Annotated in this window: 11 protein-coding genes; 9 read left to right on the top strand and 2 right to left on the bottom strand. The window is 59.1% G+C overall.

Features of this window, described 5'->3' with window-relative positions; genetic code table 11:
- The 4 genes from BXA07_RS29415 to BXA07_RS29400 form a co-directional block, all read left to right on the top strand.
- Window positions 1-318: hypothetical protein (locus tag BXA07_RS29415; RefSeq protein WP_076573228.1), on the top strand; the 318-nt coding region annotated here is incomplete at its 5' end.
- Window positions 315-779 carry a D-Ala-D-Ala carboxypeptidase family metallohydrolase gene (locus tag BXA07_RS29410; protein ID WP_076573227.1) on the top strand — a complete coding sequence of 155 codons (465 nt, stop codon included), beginning with the start codon at window positions 315-317 and terminating at the stop codon, window positions 777-779. The genes BXA07_RS29415 and BXA07_RS29410, both read left to right, overlap by 4 nt.
- On the top strand, window positions 776-1,171 hold the full coding sequence (locus BXA07_RS29405; RefSeq protein WP_076573226.1) for a hypothetical protein: 396 nt from the start codon (window positions 776-778) through the stop codon (window positions 1,169-1,171). Before BXA07_RS29410 ends, BXA07_RS29405 begins: the two co-directional genes overlap by 4 nt.
- Window positions 1,168-1,476: a hypothetical protein gene (locus BXA07_RS29400; protein WP_076573225.1), complete on the top strand. Its 309-nt coding sequence runs from the start codon at window positions 1,168-1,170 to the stop codon at window positions 1,474-1,476. The genes BXA07_RS29405 and BXA07_RS29400 overlap by 4 nt, the downstream gene beginning before the upstream one ends.
- Window positions 1,477-3,002: 1,526 nt before the next feature.
- Here BXA07_RS29400 and BXA07_RS31030 read toward each other — a convergent pair.
- Window positions 3,003-3,179: a site-specific integrase gene (locus BXA07_RS31030; protein WP_170909776.1), complete on the bottom strand. Its 177-nt coding sequence runs from the start codon at window positions 3,177-3,179 to the stop codon at window positions 3,003-3,005.
- Window positions 3,180-3,409: 230 nt separating this feature from the next.
- Here BXA07_RS31030 and BXA07_RS29390 point away from each other — a divergent pair, with 230 nt between their 5' ends.
- The 3 genes from BXA07_RS29390 to BXA07_RS29380 are packed head-to-tail and all read left to right on the top strand — an operon-like array spanning window position 3,410 to window position 4,225.
- Entirely contained in the window at window positions 3,410-3,721 is a 312-nt protein-coding gene (locus BXA07_RS29390) for a hypothetical protein (RefSeq protein WP_139335860.1), read from the top strand.
- Complete coding sequence (locus BXA07_RS29385; RefSeq protein ID WP_076573223.1) at window positions 3,718-3,972, top strand: hypothetical protein; 255 nt, start codon at window positions 3,718-3,720, stop codon at window positions 3,970-3,972. Before BXA07_RS29390 ends, BXA07_RS29385 begins: the two co-directional genes overlap by 4 nt.
- 10 nt (window positions 3,973-3,982) lie before the next feature.
- Window positions 3,983-4,225, top strand: a complete 243-nt coding sequence (locus BXA07_RS29380; protein ID WP_076573222.1) for a hypothetical protein — start codon at window positions 3,983-3,985, stop codon at window positions 4,223-4,225.
- A 10-nt stretch (window positions 4,226-4,235) separates the two neighbouring features.
- Here the strand turns inward: BXA07_RS29380 and BXA07_RS29375 are convergent, their stop codons facing one another.
- Window positions 4,236-4,508 carry a hypothetical protein gene (locus BXA07_RS29375; protein ID WP_076573221.1) on the bottom strand — a complete coding sequence of 91 codons (273 nt, stop codon included), beginning with the start codon at window positions 4,506-4,508 and terminating at the stop codon, window positions 4,236-4,238.
- A 275-nt stretch (window positions 4,509-4,783) separates the two neighbouring features.
- Here BXA07_RS29375 and guaB point away from each other — a divergent pair, with 275 nt between their 5' ends.
- Window positions 4,784-6,244 carry an IMP dehydrogenase gene (guaB, locus tag BXA07_RS29370; RefSeq protein ID WP_076573220.1) on the top strand — a complete coding sequence of 487 codons (1,461 nt, stop codon included), beginning with the start codon at window positions 4,784-4,786 and terminating at the stop codon, window positions 6,242-6,244.
- A gap of 170 nt (window positions 6,245-6,414) precedes the next feature.
- Window positions 6,415-8,025: a glutamine-hydrolyzing GMP synthase gene (guaA, locus tag BXA07_RS29365; protein ID WP_076573219.1), complete on the top strand. Its 1,611-nt coding sequence runs from the start codon at window positions 6,415-6,417 to the stop codon at window positions 8,023-8,025.
- Window positions 8,026-8,100: the final 75 nt, after the last annotated feature.

The raw sequence follows: 8,100 nt of genomic DNA, 5'->3' as shown, positions 1-8,100 counted from the left end.
ACTGCCAAGGAAGCGGGCGTGCGCTTCTTCGTCACCATTCTCTTTTCCGCCCTGATGGGGCCGGCCCTGGTCGTGGTCGTGCGCAACTGGATGCCGGGCCTGTTCGACAGCGCTCGCGCCGTGGCCGTGCTGTACGGCAGCGATCCGGCGCTGGGCTTCCTGTTTATCGCCGCGCCGCTGATGGTGGCCGCCGGCTTGCCCGCCTGGTGGGTGCTGGGCGCCACGGTGCGCTGGCTCGACAAGCGCCGCGACAAGGACATCGGCGAGCTGGCGCGCGACGCGGCCGCCGTCGTCAAGGACGTGCGGGGTGGCCTGTGAACCTCACCAAGAATTTTACTCTGCAGGAACTGACCGCCTCCGACTGGGCAGCGCGCCATGGTGTCGACAACACGCCGACGCCGGCCGTGCTGGCGGAATTGCAGCGCACGGCCGAGCTGCTGCAGCGCATCCGAAATTACCTGACGGCTTGCGCCGGCATCGACACGCCGCTGACCAATATCAGCGGCTACCGCTCGATTCCGGTGAATCGGGGCATCGGCAGCAGCGATGGCAGCGACCATGTGCGCGGCATGGCAGCCGACTTCAAGGCGCTGCGCATGACGCCGTACCAAGTATGCCAGGCGTTACTGCCGAAATTGGACGAGTTCGGCATCGGCCAGATCATCAACGAACTGACCTGGGTACACGTCAGCACAAAGATGGTGGCCAAGCCGATCAACCGCATCATCACCATCGACCGCCACGGCACGCGCGCTGGCATCTTGCAGGTGCGGCCGTGAGCGCCCTGGGCGCGTTGGCGGCCGGCGCCGTCAGTGGTATCTGGAAGGCAGCCGCTATCGTACTGGCCGCCGTGCTGCTGCTGGTGGCCAGCTCCACTGGGACCGGTTGGTGGCTGGCCGTTGGCGACCGGGATGCTGCGCGCGCGGCGCTGGTGCAGGAGCAAGGCGTAAGCGCTGCGTTGCGCGCGTCAATCAGCGAGCAAAACCGCGCCATCGATGGCATGGCCAAGGCAACCCTGGCGGCACAGGAGCGCGGCGCGGCGGCGCAGGCGGCCGCTGCTGCCAAGGGTAAGAAGTACGACGCGGCCCTGGCGCAAGTCGCTGGCGCGCGCGCCAACACCTGCGACGAGGCTATGCCTGCCGTCAGGCTGCTGCTGGAGGGCGTGCGATGAAAACACGAAAAACTTTCGATAATTCGCAATTTCGCAAGTTGGCAATTTCGTGTGTCGTGCTGTTGGCCGGCTGCGGCAGCGCACCGCTGGCGCCGCAGCGGGTCGAAGTTCCCGTCTTTACACCATGTGTAAAGGTGGTGCCGCAGCGGCCGGCCTATGAGTTCGACCAGCTGACGCCAGTGGCAACGGATGGCGAGATCGTCCTGGCGCTGGCGCGGGACTGGCTCCGAGGGCGCCCCTACGAGGCGCAACTGGAGGCGGTGATTGCGGGCTGCACTCATTCAGCGGCCGATGTCGGTCACTGAATGAATCCTGCCTATTCCGGACTCTCATCATGCGGTATGTGTGTCCTGATCGCGTCCGTAAGTATCAGCTGATGCGCTAGGGCCGACGCCTCGATTCTTGCAGCTTGATCAGTTCGAAAATTGGTGGGGGTCGGAATTTTAATGGCTGGGGAGAACGACGTTCCAGAAAATGCTACAAGAAAAATTAATCCTCGATGGTTGCCTTGTGGTGTTGGATATGCACCTAATTGGTAATCATATCCGCCTAGGCAGTATAACCGACTCGTCTCCATGAGCTTTTCCGTAAAATATGCTTGCGCGACCTAATGTTGGTAGTCATTTTTTAATTGTAGGTTACTTGATTGCAATTTCTATTGCAAACTATATGAGCGGCTTAATGCATATTTTTACGAAAGCCCATTGCCCGTGTTCGCCCGCCTTGCTGCTGAGCGCGTGCGCAAGCCCGCCTTCTGTGCAAGTGCTGGACCTGCCGCCCAGGCCGGTGCCAGTGGCGCCGAAGGAGGCGCTGCAGCCGATACCGCCAGCGGGCCACTTCCTGACGCAGTTCCGCGAGATATTCAAGCCTTGATCTTGCAGACGGAAGAGGTGGCCGCGACGGGGCAGGCGTGCCAGGCGTTTGTGAGGGTGAATAGATTAGGGGGGAGAGCTGTCCGCATGAGCCAGTGCGGACGTCCGCACTGGCTAAGCGCTACAGGACGTTCGCCTTTCAATCGCATCCGGTAGCGACCATAGCGAGATAACTCTGCGCTCTGCTTGCCGTAGAACTACTCTCAATGCGATATCCATAGGTACGTTGTGACGGCGCATATAGACAATTGCATGAACTGCGCCAAGCGCCGCCTCCATATCAATCGCCGAATTGATAATTGCTTCCGACAGAAAATCGATTCTTCGGTTTAAATGCGTGAAATATTTTGGTGACAAATCGCTTTTCACTTTACACCCCATGGTCACAAGGATTGCCAGCTCAAGAAAATATCAAATCCGCAATCATCGTGATATGCGGCAATGCAACAATTATATGGCGGTAAATAGGTCGGAATTGTATTGAATTGTCACCGACCTTTTAGTCATGCATTCGTTGACGTAACCGGGCGTAAAATGGTGTCTTCAAGAGGTAGTAGGGCGTCAATTGCACCAGTGTGGATGAGTTCGAGTGCCAAGGCATCTGCTTCAATCTGGGCAGCTCGCTCGGCCCTAAAATGCGCTAGGGTAGGTATTTCAATGATGGGGGAGAGTGTTACGCCATTCCGCGAGGTGACCAATATTACGCCCGAGTACAATCCTGCTCCCGTCGAATAAACGCAGACTTGATACTCATAGCCTTTAATTTGATGCTTGGCAGTCATAGTAGGTGATCCTCTAAGATAGAGAGCGACTATACAGGAAGATCGCTTTAGAGATTAACTGGATTCCATTCAAAAAGTTCTGCGTCAAGCATGTGTGTTCGCTCTGGTCGATTCGCCCGTACATTTTTTACTGTACAGCATGTATCGACAAGCTGGCGCCGCCCAGGTGCGCCAGCTTCAGAGCATCGGCACCGAAATCAGATTGCCCAGCCGCTCACCCAGCGCCGCCCAAGCCGCCCGCTTCTCATCCGCATAGTCGTGCAGCATGTAATGCCGCCGCACTTTGGTACCCGGCAGGACGTGGTTCTGGCAGCGGTCGATCAGCTCAAGCGAAATGCCCAGCGCCTGCATCATTGCCGAAACGTACTGCGTCGATGCGTCGTTCTTGTCGGCTGCCAGCGCCAGGCGTAGCCTCTATCTGAACTGTTCTTCGACGCGCGCTGAGCAACGAATGTCAGTACATTTGTTTACTGTACAACTCGTATCAGTTCGTTATACTGTATGTATGTACAGTATTTTTGGTTGGTGCCATGAAGATAAGAGTGGTTAAGATGCGCGCAGCCGGGGTGGCTGTGGAGCGCCGCATGCTGAACGACCGGTACACCGTCAAGCACTACGGGATGCTGGTCATTATGGACGTGACCGATCAGGGCCTGCGGCGTCCTGTGAAGGTGGCGCGACTTACGCAGCCCGGCAGGCCAGGCCCTTATATGGAGCTGCTCGATCCGCACATCGTGTGGGCGAACGATGGCAAGTTCACGCTGGCAGGGTTTGAGCGGACAACGAATGCAGAGGGCCATGTGGTCGAGTTTGCGCAGTCGTGGCTTTGCGCGGTGGATCTGGCCATGCCAGAGCCGGAAACCGATACCCGGAACGTTCGACCGATGCGGTCATGAGAAATTCTCAAACGCCCCTAACTACAGTCGAGCTGGTGGAAATCCGGCTTCGTAGCGATTCGCGGGACATGCGTGCCGTGCTGCGTGAGATCAGGCGCCTGCGCGCAATCGTATCCAAGGCGGACCAACTGGAGCGCAGCCTGGGGCCAACTGATGGCGCGGCAGCGATGATCCGTGATGTTTTGCGTGCTGAGCTGGACGAGGAGCCATCCATTGCAGAACTGATGTGGACCGATCTAAACGTGCTATGAAGAGGTGGTAATGAGTAGGATTCGGGCGCCGCTCAGCATCGAGCAACTGAAAGAAATCCAAGGTCGCAACGACTCGGCCGATGTGCGCGTGCTTTTGTGGGAGGTTCGGCGCCTGCGTGAGATCGCAGCGGCGGCCGATGAATTGGAGCGCAGCTTGGGGCCGCGCGTCGGCATGTCCGGGCTGATCCGCGCCTCGCTTCGGGTGCAGCTGGATGGTGAGCCTTGCGCCATCTCGATGTCGCCATCGACATGAGCGTGGCCGTTTAGCGTGCTGGGCAAGATTGTCCGGCGGATGCCCAGCCTGCGACGCGCTGTTGCTGGTCGACCAGCACGATAACTCGGCAGCGGGCCGCATCGCTGCCGTAGTTCAGCTGCAGATACTCGCCCTGGAGTTGATAGCTGGCGGGCGTGCCATAGCGAGCGGCGAGGGCGAAGCTGTCCAGCCCGATCAGATCGCCTCCGCGGTGTTCGACAATGCCGCTAGACGTGCAACTGCACAGTGCAAGCAAGAGGAGGGCGCCCAGCGCGTGCTTCATTGCAATCTTTCCTTTTGGGTTATGCTTACAGAAGGCAGTGCCTTCTATTATGTTGGGTGCCTACCTACCTGATCTTGTGCAGCCTCAGAAAGAGGCGAAGAAGCCGCCAAAACAGGGGCGAAATTTGGGCGAAAACGTGGACGTTTCCAGACTTTTCCAGACATTTAGAGAGAGGTGAAAATGGCATTCCCACTATGTCTACAGAGGTTTGCGAATGTTTAAGACAGGAATCAAGAATTTCTGTATAATCTGCTTTTGCGCCAATAGGAAATGCTATGCGTCTACTTCAAAAAGCACTCACATTCGATGACGTGCTGCTCGTCCCAGCCTACTCCAACGTTCTGCCCGCCGATACGTCCCTCAAAACTCGCTTGACCCGCAATATCACCCTGAATATTCCCTTGCTGTCCGCAGCCATGGATACGGTGACGGAAGCCCGCCTGGCGATCGCGATGGCCCAGGAAGGCGGCATCGGTATCATCCACAAGAATTTGAATCCGAAGGACCAGGCGCGTGAAGTGGCCCGCGTGAAGCGTTTCGAAGCTGGCGTGCTGCGTGATCCGATCACGATTCCGCCGGACATGAAAATCCGCGACGTGATTGCCCTGACGGAACAATACGGCATCAGTGGTTTCCCTGTCGTCAAGGGCAAGGAAGTGGTCGGCATCATCACCAACCGCGACTTGCGCTTTGAACAGGAACTCGACGCGGAAGCCTCCGCGAAAATGACGCCGCGCGACAAGCTCGTGTACGTCAAGGAAGGCGCCGACACCGTCGAAGCCAAGCGCCTGATGAACAAGCACCGCCTTGAGCGCGTGCTCGTGGTCAACGACGCGTTTGAACTGCGCGGCTTGATCACCGTCAAGGATATCCAGAAGTCGACTTCCCACCCGTTCGCGTCGAAAGACAGCCAGGGCAAGCTGCTCGTCGGCGCTGCCGTCGGTGTGGGCGCCAAAGATGAAGAGCGCATCGACCTGCTGGTCGCCGCCGGCGTCGACGTGCTGGTGGTCGACACGGCCCATGGCCACTCGCAAGGCATCCTGGACCGCGTAAAGTGGATCAAGACCAAGTACCCGCAGGTGGAAGTGATTGGCGGCAACATCGCTACCGCCGCCGCCGCCAAGGCGCTGGTCGAATACGGCGCCGATGCGGTCAAGGTCGGCATCGGTCCTGGCTCGATCTGCACCACGCGTATCGTCGCCGGTGTGGGCGTGCCGCAGATCACGGCCATCTCGAATGTCGCCGAAGCACTGGAAGGCACGGGCGTGCCATGTATCGCCGACGGCGGCATCCGCTTCTCGGGTGATATCTCGAAAGCGCTGGCAGCTGGCGCCTCGACCGTCATGATGGGTTCCATGTTTGCCGGTACGGAAGAAGCACCGGGCGAAGTGATCCTGTACCAGGGCCGCAGCTACAAGTCCTACCGCGGCATGGGTTCGCTGGGCGCGATGTCCGACGGCTCGGCTGACCGTTACTTCCAGGACGCCACCATGAAGGCCGACAAGTTCGTGCCTGAAGGTATCGAAGGTCGCGTGGCCTACAAGGGCAGCGTGCTGGCGATCATCTTCCAGCTGGTGGGCGGCGTGCGTCAATCGATGGGTTACTGCGGTTGCGCCACCATCGACGAACTGCGTGAAAAAGCGGAATTCGTGGAAATCACCTCGGCCGGCATGCGCGAGTCGCATGTCCATGATGTGCAGATCACGAAAGAAGCGCCAAACTACCGCTCCGAGTAAGCGCAACAGGAAAAATTGCCCATGGCTGCGTTACAGTGCCTCTCCGTACTATTCGTACTGTCTTCGGCACTGCGCCTTGCCCTGAACAATTTTTCCGCTGCGCTATAGCGACAGACCAGACCGGCGCCCAGTGCGCCGGTTTTGTAATGACCTCAGATAAAGTCTCCATCATGCATTCTAAAATCCTCATTCTCGATTTCGGCTCCCAAGTCACCCAGCTGATCGCCCGCCGCGTGCGCGATTCGGGCGTGTTTTCCGAAGTCTTCCCGTATGACGTCAGCGACGAATTCGTGCGCAACTATGGCGCCGCCGGCGTGATCCTGTCGGGCAGCCACAATTCCACGCTGGACGGCGATTCGCCGCGCGCGCCGCAGGCCGTGTTCGAGCTGGGCGTGCCCGTGCTGGGCATCTGCTATGGCATGCAAACCATGGCGGCCCAGCTGGGCGGCAAGGTGGAAAACGGCCTGGTACGCGAATTCGGCTACGCCGAAGTGCGCGCCCGCAGCCATACCAAGTTGCTCAACGGCATCGCTGACTTCGTTACGGACGAAGGCCACGGCATGCTGAAAGTATGGATGAGCCATGGCGACAAGGTGCTGGAAATGCCGCCAGGCTTCAAGCTGATGGGCAACACCCCGAGCTGCCCGATCGCCGCCATGGCCGACGAAGAGCGCCAGTTCTACGGCGTGCAGTTCCACCCGGAAGTGACGCACACGGTGCAGGGCAAGGCCATCATCGGCCGTTTCGTGCATGAGATCTGCGGCTGCAAGTCGGACTGGAACATGCCTGACTACATCAGCGAAGCGGTGGAAAAGATCCGCGCGCAGGTGGGCACGGATGAAGTCATCCTGGGCTTGTCCGGCGGCGTCGATTCGTCCGTCGCGGCAGCGCTGATCCACCGCGCCATCGGCGACCAGCTGACCTGCGTCTTCGTCGACCACGGTCTGCTGCGCCTGGACGAGGGCAAGATGGTCATGGACATGTTCGCCAAGAACCTGGGTGTCAAGGTCATCCGCATCGACGCGGAAGACCAGTTCATGGGCCACCTGGCCGGCGTTGCTGATCCGGAACAAAAGCGCAAGATCATCGGCCGTGAATTCGTCGAAGTCTTCCAGGTGGAGTCGGGCAAGCTGGTGAACGCCAAATGGCTGGCGCAGGGTACGATTTACCCGGACGTCATCGAATCGGCGGGCAAAGGGAAGAAGGGCCAGACCATCAAGAGCCATCACAACGTGGGCGGCTTGCCGGACACCATGAAGCTCAAATTGCTGGAGCCGCTGCGCGAATTGTTCAAGGACGAAGTGCGCAAACTCGGCGTGGCCCTGGGCTTGCCGCATGACATGGTTTACCGTCACCCATTCCCGGGCCCGGGCCTGGGCGTGCGCATCCTCGGTGAAGTCAAGAAAGAGTTCGCCGACCTGCTGCGCCGCGCCGACGCCATCTTCATCGAAGAGCTGCGCAACACGCGCTACGAATTCGTCGCCGGCCAGGCCGTCGATCCGGATGCGTTGCCGGCAAACTGGTACGAGGCGACGAGCCAGGCATTCGCCGTGTTCCTGCCGGTTAAATCGGTAGGCGTGATGGGCGATGGCCGCACCTATGAATACGTGGTGGCCCTGCGCGCCGTGCAGACACAAGACTTCATGACGGCCCATTGGGCGCACCTGCCGCACAGCTTGCTGGGCAAGGTTTCCAACCGCATCATCAATGAAGTGCGCGGCATCAACCGCGTCGTATACGATATCTCGGGCAAGCCGCCGGCGACCATCGAGTGGGAATAATCTCCCGTCCGGCACCGTAAGGTAATGCCGGGTCAATGCAACAGCTAAGCCCCTGATTTTTCAGGGGCTTTTTTT

The organism is Janthinobacterium sp. TND4EL3 (assembly GCF_900156175.1).
GTDB lineage: Bacteria > Pseudomonadota > Gammaproteobacteria > Burkholderiales > Burkholderiaceae_D > Janthinobacterium.
Note: the sequence above shows the minus strand (reverse complement) of the source record. Positions and strands in the feature narration are given on the sequence as shown.